This window comes from Dietzia maris (genome assembly GCF_036287335.1).
In the GTDB taxonomy this organism is placed as follows: Bacteria; Actinomycetota; Actinomycetes; order Mycobacteriales; family Mycobacteriaceae; genus Dietzia; species Dietzia cinnamea.
Window position 1 is genome coordinate 464760 of sequence record NZ_CP143053.1, and the last position, 18150, is coordinate 482909.

General features: G+C 68.1%; 16 protein-coding genes. 10 read left to right on the top strand and 6 right to left on the bottom strand.

Annotation, left to right across the window (positions count from 1 at the left end):
- Positions 1-48: 48 nt before the first annotated feature.
- Positions 49-1425, bottom strand: a complete 1377-nt coding sequence (locus VYL96_RS02085) for an FAD-dependent monooxygenase (RefSeq protein WP_131886406.1) — start codon at positions 1423-1425, stop codon at positions 49-51.
- 330 nt (positions 1426-1755) lie between these two features.
- Between VYL96_RS02085 and VYL96_RS02090 the strand changes: the two genes are divergently transcribed.
- The 3 genes from VYL96_RS02090 (at position 1756) to VYL96_RS17255 (ending at position 4452) form a co-directional block, all read left to right on the top strand.
- The gene (locus tag VYL96_RS02090) at positions 1756-2979 is read left to right on the top strand and encodes a cytochrome P450 (RefSeq protein ID WP_243699789.1); all 1224 of its coding nucleotides are present in this window, start codon (positions 1756-1758) and stop codon (positions 2977-2979) included.
- A 57-nt stretch (positions 2980-3036) separates the two neighbouring features.
- Positions 3037-4068, top strand: a complete 1032-nt coding sequence (locus tag VYL96_RS02095) for a ketoacyl-ACP synthase III family protein (RefSeq protein WP_131886404.1) — start codon at positions 3037-3039, stop codon at positions 4066-4068.
- A 195-nt stretch (positions 4069-4263) separates the two neighbouring features.
- The gene (locus VYL96_RS17255; RefSeq protein WP_131886403.1) at positions 4264-4452 is read left to right on the top strand and encodes a hypothetical protein; all 189 of its coding nucleotides are present in this window, start codon (positions 4264-4266) and stop codon (positions 4450-4452) included.
- A gap of 37 nt (positions 4453-4489) precedes the next feature.
- Here VYL96_RS17255 and VYL96_RS02105 read toward each other — a convergent pair whose 3' ends face one another.
- Positions 4490-5035, bottom strand: coding sequence for an SRPBCC domain-containing protein (locus VYL96_RS02105; protein ID WP_131886402.1), 546 nt, complete (start codon positions 5033-5035; stop codon positions 4490-4492).
- A 322-nt stretch (positions 5036-5357) separates the two neighbouring features.
- Here VYL96_RS02105 and VYL96_RS02110 point away from each other — a divergent pair, with 322 nt between their 5' ends.
- The 3 genes from VYL96_RS02110 to VYL96_RS02120 all read left to right on the top strand — a co-directional run bounded on the left by VYL96_RS02110 (position 5358) and on the right by VYL96_RS02120 (position 8604).
- A complete protein-coding gene (locus VYL96_RS02110; protein ID WP_039867814.1) occupies positions 5358-6758 on the top strand; it encodes an IS1380 family transposase in 1401 nt (466 codons plus the stop codon).
- 329 nt (positions 6759-7087) lie between these two features.
- Positions 7088-7447 carry a hypothetical protein gene (locus tag VYL96_RS02115; RefSeq protein ID WP_131886361.1) on the top strand — a complete coding sequence of 120 codons (360 nt, stop codon included), beginning with the start codon at positions 7088-7090 and terminating at the stop codon, positions 7445-7447.
- A 122-nt stretch (positions 7448-7569) separates the two neighbouring features.
- Positions 7570-8604 (top strand): aspartate-semialdehyde dehydrogenase, encoded by a 1035-nt coding sequence (locus VYL96_RS02120; protein ID WP_131886362.1) that lies wholly within the window; start codon positions 7570-7572, stop codon positions 8602-8604.
- Positions 8605-8786: 182 nt separating this feature from the next.
- On the opposite strand, the gene VYL96_RS02125 is transcribed toward VYL96_RS02120, so the two are convergent.
- Positions 8787-9686, bottom strand: a complete 900-nt coding sequence (locus tag VYL96_RS02125; protein WP_131886363.1) for a 3-hydroxyacyl-CoA dehydrogenase — start codon at positions 9684-9686, stop codon at positions 8787-8789.
- 335 nt (positions 9687-10021) lie between these two features.
- On the opposite strand from VYL96_RS02125, the gene VYL96_RS02130 reads away from it, so the two are divergent.
- The 3 genes from VYL96_RS02130 (at position 10022) to VYL96_RS02140 (ending at position 12405) form a co-directional block, all read left to right on the top strand.
- On the top strand, positions 10022-10288 hold the full coding sequence (locus VYL96_RS02130) for a BatC protein (protein ID WP_131886364.1): 267 nt from the start codon (positions 10022-10024) through the stop codon (positions 10286-10288).
- 6 nt (positions 10289-10294) lie between these two features.
- On the top strand, positions 10295-11506 hold the full coding sequence (locus VYL96_RS02135; protein WP_131886365.1) for a cupin domain-containing protein: 1212 nt from the start codon (positions 10295-10297) through the stop codon (positions 11504-11506).
- Between the two features lie 92 nt (positions 11507-11598).
- Positions 11599-12405, top strand: a complete 807-nt coding sequence (locus VYL96_RS02140; RefSeq protein WP_207913595.1) for a ferredoxin family protein — start codon at positions 11599-11601, stop codon at positions 12403-12405.
- An 87-nt stretch (positions 12406-12492) separates the two neighbouring features.
- Here the strand turns inward: VYL96_RS02140 and VYL96_RS02145 are convergent, their stop codons facing one another.
- Positions 12493-13476: a VOC family protein gene (locus VYL96_RS02145; protein ID WP_063972177.1), complete on the bottom strand. Its 984-nt coding sequence runs from the start codon at positions 13474-13476 to the stop codon at positions 12493-12495.
- Between the two features lie 608 nt (positions 13477-14084).
- On the opposite strand from VYL96_RS02145, the gene VYL96_RS02150 reads away from it, so the two are divergent.
- Entirely contained in the window at positions 14085-15365 is a 1281-nt protein-coding gene (locus tag VYL96_RS02150; RefSeq protein WP_231888825.1) for an ATP-binding protein, read from the top strand.
- 2 nt (positions 15366-15367) lie between these two features.
- On the opposite strand, the gene dcm is transcribed toward VYL96_RS02150, so the two are convergent.
- Both dcm and VYL96_RS02160 read right to left on the bottom strand, forming a co-directional pair.
- Complete coding sequence (gene dcm / locus VYL96_RS02155) at positions 15368-17341, bottom strand: DNA cytosine methyltransferase (RefSeq protein WP_231888826.1); 1974 nt, start codon at positions 17339-17341, stop codon at positions 15368-15370.
- A gap of 56 nt (positions 17342-17397) precedes the next feature.
- Positions 17398-17937: a DUF6339 family protein gene (locus VYL96_RS02160; protein WP_131886367.1), complete on the bottom strand. Its 540-nt coding sequence runs from the start codon at positions 17935-17937 to the stop codon at positions 17398-17400.
- Positions 17938-18150 lie beyond the last annotated feature (213 nt).

Here is an 18150-nt window from a genome sequence, read left to right on the forward strand (position 1 = left end):
TTTCTGCTTGAGGACCTGGAGCTCTAGACAAGTCCCAGTTTCCCCTGTTCAGGAAGCACTTCGGTCTATTTTCGCCCAGCGATCCGCAGATTCCCATGAATCACCCGGGTTAGCAACACTCTTTTCCACGGGGATGGAGGAGGGGTGGCTGGGCTGGTTGCCCATCCGGTGGGTGAGCCTGTCGAGGGCGGCGGCAGCGGGATCGTCGGGCAGGTCCATCGAGTAGTAGAGCCGGCCCCAGATGTGCGCCCGGAGCGGGGCGACAGCGTCGAGTGTCCGGTAGACGCCGCGCCGGGCGAGCGTGCGGACTGGGCCGGACTGCGCGAAGGCGAACTCCTGGCGTAGCTGGAGTGCGCGGGCCGCCGCGACCCGGGGTTCGCGGAGGTCGGCGAACTTGCACAAGCGGGTGTCCACCTCCACGTCGCCGGAGGCGACGAGCACGGGACCGAGCTGGTCGGCCAGCACGACGGCGTCGAGGATCGCGTGGTTGACGCCCTGGGCCAGGACCGGCGAGAGGGTGTGGGCGGCGTCGCCGACGGCCACGAATCCGGGCAGCCACCAGCGGTCGGCGGCGGAGGTGAAGATCTCGAGCATGGAGGTGTCGCGCCAGCTGCGGACCTGCTCGCGGACGGGGTCGGCCAGCTCGGGCACGAGGGCGGCGACCCGGTCGTGGAACGCTCCGATGCCCTCCTTGCGGATCGCGCGCAGGCCGCCGGAGGGGATGTTGATGCCCAGGCGCAGGAGGTCGGGGACGGTGGGGATGCACATGGCGTGCGCGTCGTCGTCGATCCGAACCTGGTAGCTGGTGGCGTCCCAGTCAGCGGGCGGGGTGATCTTGAACCACAGGAAGTCGCGGGCCGCGGGGCGCCGGCGGATCGCGATGCCGGCGTCGGCGGCCAGGGTGCCGTATCGGCCGTCGGCGGCCACCACCACCCGGGCGCGGACGATCGTCTCCGCGCCGTCGCGCTCGACCCGCAGGCCGGTCACGCGTCCGCCCTCGCGGATCACGCCCACGGCTGTCGCGGGTCGGATCAGGTGGAAGCCGGGGAACGCTGATCCACGCTCGGCTGCGGCCTCGAGCAGGACGTCCTGCGGGATCTCGTGGGGGAGTTCGCCGCAGGCGGACAGGGACGCGAAGTCCACGCCGAGCACGTCGTGGCCGGCGTCGACGATCCGGATCCCGGAGACCGTTCGACGGCGGTCGTCGGCCACGTGGTCGAGTACTCCGACCGACCGCAAGACGCGGACGGAGTCGGGGGAGATGGACTCGCCTCGGAAGGTCCGGTGCGAGGTCGCGGAGGAGTCGAGCACCACCACGTCGAGTCCCTGCCCGGCCAGCAGCAGCCCGAGGAGCATGCCGGCGGGCCCGGCACCGGCCACGAGGACGTCGGTCCGCTCGGGGACCGGGGCGTGTGCGTGCGACATTGCCTGCCTTTCGTCGGCGTCGGGTGGGACGTTATCCGGTGAGTCGAAAAACGCGGCCGGGACGGAACTCAAGTCGTGCTCCGGGGTGGGCTTTGTTCCCGCTAAATCCGGCCTTTTCTCTATTGACCGCAGATTGCGAAATTTCTACGGTGACCGGGAATGTCGGGCGAATTCATCTGGGAATTCGGTCGCCGGGCCTCCTATGGCACGGCGGGTATCCGGCACGATTATCGGCTGGGAAGGGATCGGCGGCGTATGCGGAACGTAGACGTTCGGGAGCGGACCGAGGATACGGGAGTGTGCCCGTATCCCTTCGACAGGCCCTCGGCAATGGAGATCGCACGGGAGTACGGGGACATCCGGAATGGGTCGGCGGTCGAACGGGTGCGCATGCCGTCGGGGGACGAGGCCTATCTGGTCACGCGGTACGAGGACGTCCGGACGGTCCTGGCCGATCCACGCTTCTCGCGGGCGGCCACGCTCGAGGAGGGTGCGCCGCGTCTGGGGCCGGCGCCACAGAATTTCCCGACGCTGCTCAACATGGACCCGCCGGACCACGGCCGGGTGCGCAAGATGATCTCCCGAGCGTTCACCGCGCGCCGCGTGGCGGTGCTCGAGCCGCACGTCAAGCGCCTGGTGGGCGCGTATCTCGACGAGATGGTGGACAGGGGCCCGACGGCCGATCTCATCGCGGACTTCGCGCTCCGGCTGCCGGTGCAGGTGATCTGCGAGCTGCTGGGGGTGCCGATCGGGGACCGGCCGAAGTTCGGTGCGTGGTCGCGGGCGTTCCTGGCCACCACGAGTGAGGAGTACACGGCGGAACAGGTCACCGAGGCGCAGGTGGCGTTGTTCACCTACCTCTCGGAACTGATCGCGGCCAAGCGGGCCGAGCCGGCCGACGACATCATCTCGGACCTGGTCAGAAAAAACGACGAGACGCAGGAGATCTCCGAGCTGGAGTTGACCTTCCTCGGGGTGACGCTGCTGGTGGCGGGGCACGAGACGACGGTCAACATGATCGGCAACGGGGTGTACGCGCTCCTTTTGAACCCGTCGGAGATGCGTCGGCTGATCGAGCAGCCGGAGCTCGTGGACACGGCCGTGGAGGAGCTTTTACGTCTGTACGGTCCGGGGACCGAGGGACTCATCCGGATCACCCTCGAGGATGTCGAGCTCTCCGGCGTGGTGATCCCGGCCGGGGCGGCGGTCCTGCCGAGCCTTGTGTCGGCGAACCGTGACGAGCGGACTTTCACCGACTCCGAGCGCTGCGACATCGCGCGCGACGCGGCCGCGCACCTGTCGTTCAGTCACGGCCCGCACTTCTGCATAGGCGCTGCCCTCGCGCGCGTCGAGCTGCGGGAGTCCTACCGGGAGATCCTCCGTCGCCTGCCCGGTCTCGCCCTGGCGGTGGCCCCGGAGGACGTACCCCGCCCAACGGGGTTGCTGGTCAACGGCGTCTCCGAACTCGTCGTGACCTGGGACGACGACGAGGCGCGCGCACTCGCGCGTGACCGCCGGACCGTCGGCGCCGACGACGCTCCACACGACCGCTGAGTAGCTCCGGTCAGTTACCGGACAACCCGAACAGTCAACCCGAGCAGGAGTGCAGACATGAAGTGGAACGACACCTACATCAACGGCGTCGGGGCCTTCGTCCCCGAGTCGGTCCCGTCGGCGTCCGCGGTCGCAGAGGGCCTGTATGACGAGGAGTCGCTGCTGGCGGACGGCTTCGCCGGCGCGGCCGTGGAGAAGGAGTTGGTCGCGCCGCAGATGGCGGTCGAGGCCGCGCGCCGGGCGTTCGCCGGCTCAGGCGTCGAGCCGGAGCGGGTGGACGTGGTGTTCCACAGCGGCATCTGGTTCCAGGGCGTGGACATGTGGCCGGCCGCCTCGTACGTCGCGGCGCACGCGGCAAGGCCCGGGGCGCGCGCCTTCGACCTACAGCAACAGTGCAACGTCGCGCTGTCGGGCATGGAGCTGGCAGCCGGGCTGTTGCCGGGGGTGGACGGGGTGGTCCTGCTCACGGCCGCGGACAGGTTCAGCGGCGCGCAGATCGACAGGTGGAAGACGGAGTCCGGGGTGGTCTACGGCGACGGGGCCGGCGCGGTGATCATGTCGAGCGAGCCCGGGATGTTCCGGATGATCTCGAGCCACACCGAGGCGGCAAACGACCTGGAGAAGGTCGTGCGCGGTCCGGAGTTCAGTGAGGGGCCGAGCACCGGGGTGATCGACATCGGCGGGCGGTTCGACCACTTCATCTCCACCGGCGGGATGCGCGAGGCGGCGGGTCGGCTGGTCGAGGCCGTGACCACGTCGGTCCGACGGGCGCTCGAGCACGCGGGTTCGGAGATCGACGACATGGCGCGCGTGATCGTGCCGGCGGTGGGCAAGTCCAAGCTGGACTGGCAGCTGCAGGCGCTGATCCCGGTGGACATCCGGAAGACGAACTGGCGCTTCGCCGCCGCGATGGGACACCTGGGGGCGGGCGACCAGTTCGTGGGCCTGGAGCGCATGGTCGCCGAGGGCGAGCTCGTGCCCGGCGACCGCGTCCTGCTGGTCGGCGGCGGCGCGGGTTTCACCTGCACCTCGATCGTTGTCGAGTACCTGGGCGGCCGTGTCTCGGAGGCGGTCCCGGAGCCCGCCTAACTGTACTGCCCAGGGAGGCTGTTTGATCTGGCTTCCCTGATGTGACGAGAACCTCCCGGCAGAGCGGGAGCTGCTACCACATCCGCTCTGAACCAGGGAGGTTCTCGTCTCTCACGCTTGCGCGGTGCTCACCCCGCGCCAAAGGGCTCCGCCTTGCCGCAGCAGCAGCCTGGTTCCGGGCGTCCTGGCCCACGGGTGAAGAAGATCGTGCACTTGCGGATCCGCAAGTGCCTCGGCCCGGTCCAGCTCGCGGGCTGGTTGGAGATGGCGCCGTCAACCGTTCATGTGGCGCTCAAGCGCTGCCGGCGCGTCACGCCCAAGCGCACACCCACCCAACAGCCGGATCTCAAACAAGCTGGCTGGGCAGTGCACCTTACCCGGTGACCGTGCTGCGTTACGCCCCGCGGGCGCCGGGGCATGCTCAGCGCCGCCGCGATACCTCGGCGGCCAGGGCCTCGTTCATCCGGTCGAACATAGGGAGAGTCGTCTCGCGGATCGAGCCGATCATCGGTGGCACCGCGATTCCGGAGAACCGTTCCTCCTGGTGCAGGACCACCCGGCCGTCGCCGGCGGGCTCGATGGTGAACCAGTGCTCGCCGTCGAAGATCCCCGGCAACACCACCGAACCCTTCCACCGCAGCTCCCGGCCGGGCTCCACGGTGAGGACCGTCGGCGTGAAGGTCATGCTCCCGCCGTTGGTGTCGATCAGTTCGTTGGTCAACGTCCCGCCCTCGACCAGGTCGCCGGCGGAGGAGACGATGAAGGGATTCCACCGCGGGTACGATTCGCGGTCGGCCAGAACGGCCCACACCTCGTCAGCAGTGGCCTCGATCTCCAGGGCCGAGCTCATCTCGTAGTCGCGGGACACCGCCCAGATCGAGTACGCGACGGCCGGAAGCAGCACCGCCGTGGCGGCGATGGCGGTGTAGCGCAGGATCGGGCGTCGGCGTTTGGCGGCCTTGGCCATGGTCGTGTCTCCCTCGGGTGTCGGTGCCGCCGGGCGGCGACGCGCCCCACGGTAACCGTGCGGACTCACCGCCGTCTTGCCGCCCACTTTCGGATGGCTAAACGCGCACTCGGGTGGCACTGTCCCGACGCTTTCAGCGCGCTTCTCAGCGCCCTTTTCCCTCGCTCTGCTCCGGCTCAGTGATTCCACGCGCGTACTTTAGCCCCGGTAGTTCACGGGGATCTGCGGATCGCTGGGTGAAAATAGACCGAAGTGCTTCCTGAACAGGGGAAACTGGGACTTGTCTAAGGTTCCTGATCCTCAAGCAGAAAGCACTCGGTAGGTGAAGCGTACTTCGTGGTCGTCTGGTCTGTCGTTCTCCGTCGAGGATGTCGGGGTGATTGCTCATGCCGGGGTCATCGCGCCGCGTCTTCTGGCTGATCGCGTCGGCCTGACCGCCGAGCTGTCGGGGGCCATGGCGCAGCGCCGATCCATCCCGATCCATGACCGTGGCAGGGTGTTGACCGATGTCGCGGTGATGCTCACAGGTGGCGGCACGTCCATCGCCGACATCCGCGTCCTGCGCCACCAATCCACTGTCCTGGGTCCGGTCGCCTCCTCTCCGACGGTGTGGCGCGCCCTGGACGAGGTCACCGCTGGTAAACGCAAAAAGATCCAGGTCGCGCGGGCCCGTACGCGGCGGCATGTGTGGTCCCAGCTGCCCGGCGGGGTGCCGGCCTCCAAGTGCGCGGGCCGGGATCTGGGGGACACGGTCGTGCTCGATGTGGACGCCACCATCGTGGTCACCCACAGCGAGAAAGAACAGAGCGCGCCGACCTACAAGCGCACCTTCGGCTACCACCCGATCGGCGTGTGGTGCGACAACACAGAAGAGTTCCTCGCTGCGAGCTTGCGGCCGGGCAACGCGGGGTCGAACACCGCGGCCGACCACATCGACGTCCTGGGGCAAGCCATCGCCCAGATTCCCGCCGCCCATCGGCGTGATGTGCTGATCCGATCCGACGGCGCCGGCGCCTCCCATGACCTGTTGGAGTGGATCTCCGAGCAGAATCGGATCCGTGGTCGGCGGGTGGAGTACTCGGTCGGCTTCTCGATCACCGCCGGAATCCGCCGGGCCATCGCGATCGCCCCCGACACCGCGTGGGGGCCAGCGGTGAATCAAGACGGCGACCTGAGGCCGGGCGCGGAGATCGCCGAGCTGACTGGACTGCTGCCGCCCAGGATGCTCGCCAAGTGGCCCGACGGGATGCGGGTCATCGTCCGCCGTGAGCGGCCCCACCCCGGCGCCCAGTTGTCGATGTTCGAGGAACTCGACGGGTGGCGCTACCAGGCGTTCGTCACCAACACCGCCACCGGTCAACTGCAGTTCCTCGAGGCCAGGCATCGGGCGCACGCCCGGGTGGAGGACCGGATCCGCCACGCCAAAGACACCGGCCTGGGCCGTCTGCCCTCGCGAGAGTTCGCTCTCAACCAGGCATGGCTGGTGGCGGTGATGATCGCCGCCGACCTCGTCGCCTGGACCCGGATGCTGGCCTGCACCGGCGCCGCCACCATCCTCGCAGCGTGCGAGCCCAAAGCGATGCGCTACCGCTTCCTCCACGTCGCCGCCCTACTGACCCGCAGCAGCCGACGTAGACGGGTCAAAATCCCCGAGACCTGGCCCTGGGCCACCGCCATCGAAGCGGTGTTCCACACGATCGCCGCGATCCCCAAACCGGCCTGACCCCACCTGCCCACCCACGACAGCACCACCCGGAGACCCGCCCACCGGCAGCGCCAGCCGGCGCCCAAACACGTCTACACGACCCGCCGGACACAACATCCGTAGAAACCCGACTCCATCACGCCCCATGAATCAGCGGGGTTAGCGCCGGATAAGCGCCTCGCCGTTTGTGGGAAAGGGATTCTGTGGTTCCGTCGAAAGGGTTCCGGCAGTGGTCGAAAAGCTGCGGAAAAGGCGAGCGGAATAACGTCATCGACGGCTTCGGACAGCCGTCCCGGAATGGGATCGGCAATGTGATCGGAAATCAGGTCGGAGAACGGAGAAGGCGCATGGGCACGGACGTGGATTCGGTGACGCACCCGGTTCCCGGGGCGGGAACGCCACCGGATCTCCTCGGCCGGTGGTGGGAGCTCGTCGACGCCGCACCGGCCGCTGACTCGGTGCGCTACCTCGACGACAGGGGCGCGGAATTGGTGGAGCAGCGGCGGTCGCGCGGAGAGCTCGCAGACGATGTCGCGGTGCTGGCAGCCGATCTGGCGTCGCGCAGGCGGGAGGGGGAGCGCGCGCTCGTGCTCACGGCCCCCGGCCTGCCCTTCCTCGTGTCGTTCCTGGCGGCACTGCAGGCCGGGGTCGTGGCGGTGCCGGCCCCGTTGCCGGGCGACGTCAAGGGCCCTCCCGACCGGCTGTGACGCACGACTCTCGACCGGACCGCCACGGGCGGTAGCATGGGCGACTGCCGGTTGCTCGAGCACAGGGTGGAGATCCCGCCCGCGCGTGGCCGGGTGAAGACTTTCAGGAGTTGACCTCACACATGACCACTGTCGCCGTCGTCGGAGCCACGGGCCAGGTGGGGCGCGTGATGCGCACCCTGCTCGAGGAGCGGAACTTCCCGGCAGACAAGGTCCGTTTCTTCGCGTCCGCCCGGTCCGCCGGCACCACGCTGCCGTTCCGCGGTGAGGACATCGTCGTCGAGGACACCGCGGGCACGCCCGACGAGGAGCTGGAGGGGATCGATATCGCCCTTTTCTCGGCCGGAGGCACGATGTCCAAGGAGCAGGCCCCCCGGTTCGCGGCGGCCGGCGCCGTCGTCGTCGACAATTCCAGCGCGTGGCGCAAGGACCCCGACGTCCCCCTCGTCGTCTCCGAGGTGAACCCGGGCGCGGCGAAGAACCCTCCCAAGGGCATCATCGCCAACCCCAACTGCACCACGATGGCCGCGATGCCGGTGCTCAAGGCGCTGCACGACGCGGCGGGTCTCAAGCGGCTCGTCGTGTCGACCTACCAGGCGGTCTCCGGTTCCGGGCTCGCTGGCGTGGACACGCTGAACGACCAGATCACCGGCAACGTCGGCGCCGGCCACGAGTTGGTGCACGACGGCAAGGCGCTGAAGACCGACGACACCGGCCCGTACGTCGCGCCGATCGCGTTCAACGTGCTGCCGATGGCGGGTGCGCTGGTCGACGACGGTTCGGAGGAGACGGACGAGGAGCAGAAGCTGCGCAACGAGTCGCGCAAGATCCTCGGCCTGCCGGAGCTGCGCGTGGCCGGTACCTGTGTGCGCGTGCCCGTGTTCACTGGTCACACGCTGAGCATCAACGCCGAGTTCGAGAAGGACATCACCCCGGACCAGGCGCGCGAGCTGCTGGCCAAGGCGCCGGGCGTCAAGGTCGTCGACGTGCCGACGCCGCTCGAGGCCGCGGGCATCGACGAGTCGCTGGTGGGCCGCATCCGCCAGGATCAATCGATCGAGGGCAACAAGGGCCTCAACCTCATGGTGGCGGGCGACAACCTGCGCAAGGGCGCGGCGCTCAACACCATCCAGATCGCGGAGCTGCTGGTCAAGTAACGCAGCTGCTGGTCAAGTAGCGCGCCTGCCGGTCAGGTAGGCGGTCGCGGGGTACGCCGTCGGGAGTACGACGACGACGAGGTCCGCGGCTGCAACGACGGAGCCGCCGCCCGGTGTTCGCGCCGGGCGGCGGCTCTCGTCGCGCCGAGGGCCGCGGGGGCGGCGCCGCCTCGGCCCGTCGCTCAGTTGAGGTTCCAGTCCTCCACGGGCTCGATGATGTTGCCATCGGAGTCGTAACGATAGAAGCCCTGACCGTCGCCGAGTCCTGCCTTTCCGGCGTCGATTCCCTCCTGGAGCATGTCGGCGAACTTGATCCTGGTGGGGTCGCCGGATGCGCGGGAGATGTTGGCGGCGACGTTGAAGCCGACCGTGTCGAACACCTGGAACGGGCCGTGCGGCGAGTTGGTGGCGGTGCGCCAGACGTTGTCGATGTCGGCGGGATTGGCGACGCCGTTGACGTAGAGGGCGGCGCCGGCGTTGAGCCACGGGACCAGCAGGCTGTTCAGGAGATAGCCGGGCGTCTCCTTGTGGATGGGTACACCGACGAGGCCGATCTCGCCGGCGAACTCGAGGACCGCGTCGAAGTACTTCTTGTCGGTCTGCGGCGTGACCATGACCTCGCCGGTGTTGTAGCGCCACACGAGGTTGGCGAAGTGCAGGGCCAGGAACTTCTCGGGGCGGCCGGTGTCGGCGGCGAAGTCGCTGGGCCGCAGCGTCGAGGTGTTGGTGGTGAAGATGGTCTTCTCCGGCGCGTGGGCTCCGATCTGCGCCCAGACCTGCTTCTTCAGGTCGAGCTTCTCCGGGATCGACTCGATCACCAGGTCGGCGTCGGCGACCGCCTCGGCGATATCCGTGGTCGTCTTGATGGATTTGATGGCGGCGTCGAAACGGGCCTCGTCGAAATCGGGGAGGTCGCGCCGGTAGTAGCCGCGCATCCACTCCCATCGCTCGGGCAGTTCGGCGAGCAGTTCGTCCGAGATGTCGTAGCCGGTCACGGTCTTGCCGTGGTAGGCGGCCTGCATGATGATCTGGGATCCGAGTACGCCGGTTCCGAAAACGGTTACGTCGGTGATGTCGGTCAAGGTGATTGCAGCTCCTCTCGTTCACGCTGATGCGTGCGGTGGTTCCGCGAGATCGACGTTACGCCGGTCCGACCTGGGTCGCACAGGCTGACGGCAGCTTGCGTGTCGTGTGCCGTGAGAACCCCAGTCGGCCGATGCATGGGAACCGGCTGAGGCCCGCGGGATCGGTTGCTGCGGGCCCGCTGCGTCCGGTCGTGCCGAGGTCCGGCCGGTGCCATAGTGGGAACCGGAACGGCCATTGTGTTCGGGACCACATTCGCGGGACCACGGTCGGGCACATGGCGACACCACACGATCGCGCAGGTCATCGGCCTGCACTGACGAGAGGAACGCAGATGGCCATCAACGACGACGACATGACCACCTCCGCCGCCCAGGGCGAGGGGGTCGCCGACGGCGGCTCCAACCCGGGCGGTCACGACGGCGGCGCGGACGGATCGGCCCACCACATGAAGGGCGAGGGCGAGGGCCTGGCCGACGGTGGCTCGAACCCGGAAGGTCACGACGGCGGCGCCGACGGGGCTGCCGATGCCGGCGAAGGGCCCGCTGATGGCGGGTCGAATCCGGACGGTGCAGATGGCGGCGCCGACGGTACGCAGTGATCCCTGGTGCTGGAGCGGTGCATCGGCTGCGGGCGCGATGAGTTCGCGGACGAGGTCTGGGGTCGGCGCCCGCTGCTGACCCGCTCGGCACAGCTGCCGCGCGACTTCTCGGATCTGCTGTCGCCGGCGATGGTCGACGAGATCATCGCCGAGCGGGGCGTGCGCACGCCGTTCGTCCGGATGGCGCGGGAGGGCTCGCTCGTGGACCGGGCGTGCTTCACCCGCGCCGCCGGCTTCGGTGCGCAGATCGCCGATCAGATCGACCCGGACGGGATGCTCACGCAGTTCGCGGCCGGGGCGACGATTGTGCTGCAGGGCCTGCACCGGTTCTGGCCGCCGATCATCGAATTCGTCCGGGGCATGAACGCGGACGTCGGCCATCCCGTGCAGACCAACGCGTACATCACCCCGCCGGCCAATCGGGGTTTCGACCCGCACTACGACGTGCACGACGTGTTCGTGCTCCAGGTGTCGGGCGCCAAGCGGTGGCGGGTGCACGAGCCCGTCCACCACCATCCGCTGCCTGACCAGCCGTGGACGGATCATCGCGAGGCGATCTCGGCGCGGGCCGCAGACGAGCCGGTCATCGACGAGGTCCTCGAGCCCGGGGACTGCCTGTACCTACCGCGTGGCTGGATCCACTCGGCGGAGGCGCTGGGCGAGACGTCGATCCATCTGACGGTGGGCGTCGCGCCCTTCACCGGGGTCGACATCGCCCGGGCGGTGCTCGACGGGCTGGCCTCGGATGAGGAGCTGCGGGCGTCGTTGCCGCTCGGTCTCGCCCCGGTAGCCGCCGATCGGACCGAGGACCACGTGCGGGAGGTGCTCGCGACGATCGCCCGGTTGGCCACCGAGGAGCCGGACGCGATCGCGGCGCGGACAGGGCGGGCGCTCGCCGCCCGGTACCTGGAACTCACGCGGCCCGCGGCCATCCGCCCGTTGGCCACCCTCGATGCCGTCGCCGCGCTCGACGCCGACACTCCGGTGAGGTGGCGCGACGGCCTACACGGTTCGATCGGCCCGGCTGCTGTCGCCGACAAGGTCGTTCTGCGCCTGCCCGACAAGTCGATCACCTTCCCGGCGGAGTGCGAGCCCGCGCTGCGGGAGATGATCGACGGCGACCCGGTCAGCGCCGGCGCGCTCCCGGGACTGGACGCCGCGGACGGCGCGGTGGTGCTGCGCCGGTTGCTGCGCGAGGGTGTGGTGGTGGCTCTGTGAGCAGGCCTGCGGACTGGGAACCGTGCAGCGACTCGTCGCTGCGCCGCGGCGATCCCTTGGAGGGGTCGGGGTCACGAGGGCTGCGGTGGCTGATGGTCGAGCTGGCCGGGCCGTGGGGGTATTCAGCGTTGCTGGACTCCCCGAACCTCCTCCCGACCGAGCTGGGCCGGGAGATCGCCGGCCGCGCCCAGGAGGCGGACGTCAGGGTGGCCGCGATCCGCCGACCGGGTCGTCGTCGTCACCCAGAGGAACGACGGTGGCGCTGGGCGCTGGCCGACGCGCGGCCCGGGCACGAATCTCTGCGGTGGGGCGAGGTCGACGGGCCGGTCGGCTACGCCGAGATCCCCCTCGACGGCTCCGCCGGCTCTCCCGGCGCGGAGCCGCTGGTCGCGGTGTGCGCGCACGGCAAGCACGATCAGTGCTGCGCGGTGCGGGGCCGGCGCGCTGCGGGGCTCATCGCCGACCGGTATCCGGAGTTCACGTGGGAGTGCTCGCACCTGGGTGGCGACCGCTTCGCCGCGACGATGCTCATCCTGCCGCACGGCCTCTACTACGGGCGTGTCGATCAGGCGGAGGATCCGGCCGAGATCGTCACGCGATACACCGAGGGCCGGGTCGACGAGCGGTCCCTGCGCGGACGCAGCAGCTACTCGTCGGCGGTCCAGAGCGCCCAGCACCATGCCCGCGCGGTGGTGCCCGACGACAGGATCGACGCCTTCGCCCCGCTCAGCGTGGTCGAGCGCGACGAGCACGTCCAGGTGACGCTCGAGGGCCCGCGCGGTCCGGTCGAGGTGTGGCTGCGCGAAACCTTCTCCGAGCCGATCTTCACTATGTGCCGGGCGCACGCCCCCGGTCCGGTCAGGCAGTGGGAGCTGATCGAGGTCCGGGCGGACCCCTGATCCGGAGCGGTGTGCTGCCGGCACGCTCCGATCACCGAGCGGCGCGTCAGGCGAGCGCCGAGCGCCGGGCGCCGCCCGCCGCCCCGATCAGGCGGGCGCCGCCGCGGTGCCGACCACCGGCTCGGACAGCGACTCGGCCGCGGCCTCGGCGGCCGGCTCCTCGAGCGGGAGGGTGCAGGCCAGGGGCTCGCTGCCGGACCAGTCGTGGCCCCAGTAGCTGTCGGCGGTGATGTTCTGCGGCAGGTACTGGTTCTCGTCCACCATGAGCCCGTCGTAGCCGTACTCGATGTCCCAGCCGCCGGGCGCGCGCAGGTAGTAGGACACCATCTTGTCGTTGGTGTGGCGGCCGAGGGTGGAGGAGATGCCGAACCCGTGCTCGGTGGTGCGCTCCATGGCCTGGGCGACCATGTCCATCTCGGCCACCTCGAGCATGATGTGGACGATCCCGGGGCCCATGTGCGGGGCGGGCATCACGGCGAAGCTGTGGTGGCGGGGGTTGACGCCCATGAACTGGATGCGCAGCGGCGGCATGCCCGGCGCGGACGGGAACGGGAACGCGCCGCGGGTGTGGAAGCCCAGCACGTCGCGGTAGAAGCCGATGGTGGCGTCGTAGTCGGTGGTGGGGACCACGAGGTGGCCCAGGCCCAGCTCGTCGGTGACGAACTCGGTGCGGTACTTGGTGGAGACCTTAGAGTGGTCCAGCTCGGCGCCGTGGAAGATCTCCAGGCGCTGGCCGCAGGGGTCGGCGAGGGTGATGGCGCCGTCGACCTTGATGGCCTGCGTCTCGTCGTGGGTGAGGTCGCGGTAGGCGATGCCGTGTTCGGTGAGGGTGGCCCGGACGCGGTCGAGGGCGATCTCGTCGCGCACCTCCCAGCCGACGGCGTCGAGGTTGTCCTTCTCTGCGCGGCGCAGCGTGATGCGTCGGGCGCGCTCGTCGAGGCGCAGGTGGAGGGTGTCGTCGTCGCCGCCGGCGCCCACGCCCAGGTCCAGCACGTCGTGGGCGAGGGTGCGCCAGCGGTCGAGGTCGGTGGTGTCGATCCTGAGGTAGCCGAGGGCCCGGATGTCGCCCATGGAGTGTCCTTTCGCCGATGAGGGTCCCGTCGTGCCGGGGGTGCCGCCGTCCGCCGCGCCGCGCGCGCCCGGGGGAGGGATGAGGACACTGTGACCGCGTTGTGGCCCGCATCACCAGTTTATTCCGGTGGGTGGGAAAGGTGCAGGTGAGAAGGCAGGTGTTATTTCGACGACGACGAGGTGCGCGGTCGCCCGCCCGAGTTCAGCGACCCGGTGACGCGCCACACCGACGGGGTGTTCGCGAGACGGGCGTGGCGGCTGGGGCTTTCACTACGCCGGGTGGGGCCGGTCGGACGTTTGACCGGCGGTAGTCGTCGTGATTGGCCGATAGACATCACGCGATCGCAGCGTCGTCGGCAGCGAGTCGCGAGCGGTGGGCGTCGAAGCGGGTGTTAATGTCTCCGGAAGGCCGATGTCAGCGAGGTTGACTCTTGTGCCGAAGAAGCCCGCGGGGACGGCTCGACCGAATCCTGTGGGTCGGCGGCAGTATCGGAGCGTCGCCGATGCTCGGCGGGCCCGGCCGGGCTCCGGTGTCTGACCTGTGGGCGACAATGATCGTCGCTATCGGCTGAGCAGGTCAGTCTCGAGGAAGTAGAGAGAACTAACACGTGAACCCCGGAGTCGCCATCGCATCCGTCACCCCCTCGGCCGCGAGGCTCACGGAATCCCTGAGGGATATCGGGTACGACTTCAGCTCGGCGGTGGCTGACCTCATCGACAACTCGGTGAGTGCAGGTGCGGAGAAGATCCGCGTCTTCATGGAGTTCGACGGCGAGGACTCCCGTGTACTCATCTGCGACGACGGGCACGGCATGTCGGTGAACGGTGCTCTCGAATCGCTCCGGTTCGGCAGCCGCCGCGACTACGAGTTGGGGGATCTGGGGAGGTACGGCCTCGGGCTGAAGACCGCTTCTCTCTCGCAGGGACGCTCGGTCACCGTCGTTAGTCGCACAGCCCGAATGAAGGAGCCCCAGATCCAGAGATTGGATCTCGACCTCATCGCCGAGCGCGATGACTGGATCGTCGTGGTCCCACATCCGGACGCCGCGACCACGAGAGCTCGTGAGCTGCTGGCCGGTGAGCCGGGGACCGTCGTGATCTGGGAGAAGCTCGACCGGATACTGCCGGCAAGGCAGGCAACCGGTGGGTGGGCGAAAAGGCGATTTGACAGCCTGCGTGAGAAGCTCATCTCGCACCTCTCGATGGTGTTCCACCGCTTCCTGGCCGGCGAGGGGACTGCACGGAAGATCGAGATCTGGGTGGACGACCAGCCGCTCGCGCCCTGGGACCCCTTCCAGCGAGACGAGCCGGAGCTCAAAGAACTCGGCGCGGAGTCGTTCGAGGTGATGGTCGGTGACCACGCCGGAAAGGTCCATCTCCGCCGCTTCATCCTGCCGTCGCGGAACGCGTTCTCGTCGCCGGAGGCCTTCGAGGCGGCGTCTGGTCCGCTTAAGTGGAACCGCCAGCAGGGCTTGTATATCTATCGCGCCAACCGGCTCGTGCAATGGGGCGGATGGGCCGGGACCCGGGCGTTGGACGAGCACACGAAGTTGGCGCGAGCCTCGGTCGACTTCGACACCGACCTGGACGCGGCGTTCAACATCAACGTGGCGAAGATGCGGGTCGCTCTCCCGCCCCAGCTCAAGCAGATGCTGGGACGCCCGATCTCGGAGCTGTGCATCCTCGCCAACAACGCTTACCGCGTCGACGCTCCGCGTAGGCGTAATAACGGCGCAGTCGGCATGCCGAGCGAGGTGTCCAACGGCGCCGAGATCGGGCTGGCTATCAAGGCGGCGCTCGTCCGTACCGGCAACTTCGACGCCCTCAAGCAGATCTCGGACCTGCTGAAGAAGGAGTCGCCGGAGATGGCGAAGTCGCTCGGGTTCTGATTTCAGAAGAGCGAGGTGGGTTCATCCCGCTTGTCATTGGCGTACGCGCAGTGGTCCGACAGCGGGCACATGCTGCACCGGGGCTGGTCGATGGTACAGACCGACGCCGCGAGCTCGATGAGACCGAGCTGGGCGTCCCGCGACTCCTCGCCGATGCCGACCAGTCTGGCGACTGCCAGTCGGCCGTCGGTCAGCTTGTTGCGCTTGTCCACGTCGTTTCCGAGGAACCGACTGGCCACGCGGAGAATGCCCTTTCCGGTCAGAATGGGCTCCTCTGATTCCTGCCCGTTCTCGTCGGTTGTCGGCACGGCCAGCTCCGCCAGGTCCGCGATGGACGTGGGGATCGTCGGCAGGGCGGTGCGGTCGATCGTCGGTGACCAAAGAGCATCCGGGGCGTCGGCCATCTCCTCGGCCAGATCACCGAGTTGATTCGCGCGCGTCGAGCGTCCGACCCCCTCGGCCATGTTCCTGAGGATGGCGAGGGAGTCGTCCGCGGGAAGGGAGCCGCGGGGGACGTCGAGAGCTGCAATGGCGGGGAAGAAGCTCCGCGTGACCGTTCGTGACGCTCTGGCGAGGAGGATCTCACTGGCGACGAAAACCCACCGCGAACCGGACCGGAACCAGGGGAGGGCGAGATCGTCTTCTCCGCGACTCCGGTACCAGGTCGCCATCCTCGCCGAGATCTCGCGTGAGTTGAACGGCATCGACCGGCCGGCGGCCAACGCTGATCGGATCGACTTGCCAACGGTCTCGGCGACCAGGGGAGGGACCGCGTTACCGATCTGCTTGAAGGCGGCGGACGGTGGCCCCGAGAAGCGGAAGTAGTCGGGGAAGGACTGGATGCGCGCGGCCTCGCGGACGGTGAGCGTCCGAGGCTGGCGGGGATGGATGTACCAGTAACCGTCCTTGGCGATGTGTGCGGTGATCGTCCTCGAGAGGTCGTTCTCGTCGAGACGCTTGTACTTATCGTCGAAGATGTCGTTGCGGTAGCGCTGGTGCTCGGGCGCGAGGTCGGAGTATTTGGTCTTGTGCGTCATGGTCTCGAACGCTGCGCGATCGTCTTCACGAACCGGACGGGTGATGTGGTCGAACACCTTATGGGCGTCCGCACCGGGCACGCCGCGCCGCATCCTCTTCTGGTAATCGGTTACCGGGCCGTCGTACTCCGCCCAACCCTCGGCACCCCCCTCGGGGCGCCAGCCGCCCTCGACCTCGGGAAGCTCCCCGATCGCGTTCCACAGGGTCGTCTTGGTGGGGGCGTCAGCGGGCCACTCGAAGGCGACGCCGTCTCGCAAGGCGACCACGAGGAGGCGCTGACGCATCTGGGGAACGCCGTACCTCCATGTCTCCACGATGCGGGTGTGGACGGAGTAGCCGTCCTGTTCCAGCTCTTCGACGATCGATCGGAAGATGAACATCTCGCGGTCGAGGGCGAGGTCCGGAACGTTCTCCATGAGCACAGCGCGAGGCCGGGCGGCTCCGACGATCTCGAGGAATGAGCGCCACAGATCCCGCCGTTCATCGTGGGGATCACGCTCTCCGAGCTGGACGCGGTGTCGGATCATGGATCGGCCGGCCTTGGAGAACGGTTGGCAGGGCGGACCGCCGGCGATGATTTCGACCCGGGCCTCCTTGATGAGACCCGCGACGCGTTCGACAACGTCCGCGTCCGCGAGATCCCAGTCCAGGGACAATCCCGCGAAGTGGTGGGCGTGGGTGCGGACAGCGGCCTCGTAGTGGTCAGCGCCGAGAACGACGTCGTAGCCGGCCTCCTCGAGACCGAGACTTATGCCTCCGGCGCCGGAGAACAGGTCAGCAGCGAGATGCGCGCCCCGTCCGCGAAGCGACTTGGTGAGACGCTTGAATTCCCCTACGTCTGCGGCGTGGTGCTCATGCGGAGGCAGATCGAGGAAGGGGCCGCGGATCAGCTTGACCCCGTACGGAGATCTAGAAGTCCCCAACTCTCCACTATCCACAACTGCACCTTACCGAAGGCGATGACAAGATATTAAATCCGAACCCCGTCACGGCTTCAGCGCGCCGGGGCGGTGCTCACCTCTGCCTCCTCTAGGTCACCGCCTTCGTTCAATTTCAAAATGGAGATATTCAAGTATTGGGGAATTATTTCGTCGACTTCGTTCTGGCTGAGGGTGTCGAGCAGGAATGGCCCAGTGGCCCAGGTTACTGTTTTCGAGAATCGTCTAGCGAGAGTGGACCTAGCAATGGGGCCGTCGTAGGCGAGTAGGGCTCGGGTCATTGCCCGGATGAGTGTGCGGTTCCTCGCGAGCGCAGTCCGTTCGAACATACCAACCAGAATATCTTCGCCGAGTGTGCCCTCGTTTCCCATGAGGAGGTCGCCGATCACTTCCTCTCGTTGCCATGCTCGACGAAGCGAATTTCGGGGCATTCCGAAGATTCTCGATCGATGCATGTCGGGGAATCTGAGCACGCTCAAGTGCGGCATAACCACGAGGGACAGAAAATTCCAGGTGTCGACATGGGCGGCGTCCGCTGGGGCAATCTCGAGCGAACGGTGTAAAGCGCGCCCAAGTGCAATGTCGAAGACGCCCACCTCGCGTGGCCCAATATTGCCCCGATCGATCCACTCTTGTGTGGCGGTTTCTGCGGCTTCCCGAACTGCCGCAATACGCGCTTCGGTCGCTACGGTTCCCCCGGTTGGCACGGGGCTCGCCGATGAGTGCGATATTCCGCTTAGTTCTCTTACGGCCGCTAGTCCCCCAGACCGGTAGGCCTTTGATATAGAAGTATAAGCGAATTCGGCCGC

What these genes read in the sequence shown, in the direction of transcription:
- VYL96_RS02105 (WP_131886402.1), bottom strand. Translation starts at nt 5,035, where the DNA reads ATGGCCAAGGCCGCCAAACGCCGACGCCCGATCCTGCGCTACACCGCC.
- VYL96_RS02095 (WP_131886404.1), top strand. Translation starts at nt 3,037, where the DNA reads ATGAAGTGGAACGACACCTACATCAACGGCGTCGGGGCCTTCGTCCCC.
- VYL96_RS02085 (WP_131886406.1), bottom strand. Translation starts at nt 1,425, where the DNA reads ATGTCGCACGCACACGCCCCGGTCCCCGAGCGGACCGACGTCCTCGTG.
- VYL96_RS02120 (WP_131886362.1), top strand. Translation starts at nt 7,570, where the DNA reads ATGACCACTGTCGCCGTCGTCGGAGCCACGGGCCAGGTGGGGCGCGTG.
- VYL96_RS02145 (WP_063972177.1), bottom strand. Translation starts at nt 13,476, where the DNA reads ATGGGCGACATCCGGGCCCTCGGCTACCTCAGGATCGACACCACCGAC.
- VYL96_RS02115 (WP_131886361.1), top strand. Translation starts at nt 7,088, where the DNA reads ATGGGCACGGACGTGGATTCGGTGACGCACCCGGTTCCCGGGGCGGGA.
- VYL96_RS02130 (WP_131886364.1), top strand. Translation starts at nt 10,022, where the DNA reads ATGGCCATCAACGACGACGACATGACCACCTCCGCCGCCCAGGGCGAG.
- VYL96_RS02090 (WP_243699789.1), top strand. Translation starts at nt 1,756, where the DNA reads ATGGAGATCGCACGGGAGTACGGGGACATCCGGAATGGGTCGGCGGTC.
- VYL96_RS02140 (WP_207913595.1), top strand. Translation starts at nt 11,599, where the DNA reads ATGGTCGAGCTGGCCGGGCCGTGGGGGTATTCAGCGTTGCTGGACTCC.